General features: G+C 45.6%; 1 protein-coding gene. It reads left to right on the top strand.

The window, feature by feature from the left end:
• Nucleotides 1–1074, top strand: a 1074-nt coding sequence (locus HP456_RS24245; protein WP_172255756.1) for a purine/pyrimidine permease, incomplete at both ends; no start/stop codon positions are given.

The following is a 1074-nucleotide window of genomic DNA, read 5'->3' as shown; positions in this document are numbered from 1 at the left end:
AGGCATTGATTGGACATAAACTGCCAATCAATGAAGGGCCAGCCGGTCTTTGGTGGGGAGTATTTGCCATTTATGCAGGGTTTGCAGGAACTCTTTACAGCAGCCACATTGAAGTATTAACCGTTTTACAAGGCGGGATGATCGTCAGTGGTGTCATATTTTTCATTTTAGCTGCAACTGGCCTGTTAAAGAAACTGACTTCGTTATTTACCCCTGCCATCACATTTATATATTTGATGTTGTTGATTTTACAGCTTAGTGGTTCCTTTATTAAAGGAATGTTCGGGGTCAGCGGTGATCATGTGACTATTCAGCCTCTGGTTTTGGCAGGGAGTGTATTGACAATCCTTGCAGCGCTGTATTTCTCCAGTCACAAAATAAAGTGGATACAGCAATATTCAATCATTCTCGCTCTGATAGCCGGGTGGATCATCTTTATGATGATGGGTCTCGGAGGTCATGTAACAGTATCCAGCTCATGGTTTGCCTTACCTGAATTATTCGTATTCGGAGCACCTTCATTTGATACGGGCGTAGTCATCACCTCTGTATTTATAACCTTTCTGCTGACGACCAATATGATCGCATCGATAAGGGTCACAGAGGAAGTGATGAAGTCCCAGGGTCAACCAACATATGAAAGGTTTACGAAAAGCGGTTTTGCTTCCGGGATCAATCAACTCTTGGGAGGGGTATTTTCAGCCATTGGACCTGTTCCTATTTCCGGGGCAGCCGGATTTGTGGCCTCTACAAGAATGTACAGCATTCTGCCGTTCATCGCCGGAAGCACAATCATCATCGTGATCAGCCTGGTCCCTAAAGTAATGAATATCTTTGCCAGTTTGCCTGCTCCGGTCGGGTACGCCGTCACGACGGTTATTTTTATAAAGATGGTTGGCCTGGCATTGGAAGAATATCACAAAGTGAAAAACCTTGAACGGACTCAATTTGTCGCGGGTATCTCATTGATTGTCGGGGTAGGAGCCATGTTCGTACCGCCGGCCGCTTTCAAAGATGTTCCCGTTGTAGCTGCCTCCATACTCAATAACGGCCTGATCCTTGGTACTGTCACGG

Origin of the sequence: Bacillus haikouensis (genome assembly GCF_013179555.1) — a bacterium.
Lineage (GTDB): Bacteria > Bacillota > Bacilli > Bacillales > Bacillaceae_B > Rossellomorea > Rossellomorea haikouensis_A.
Note: the sequence above shows the minus strand (reverse complement) of the source record. Positions and strands in the feature narration are given on the sequence as shown.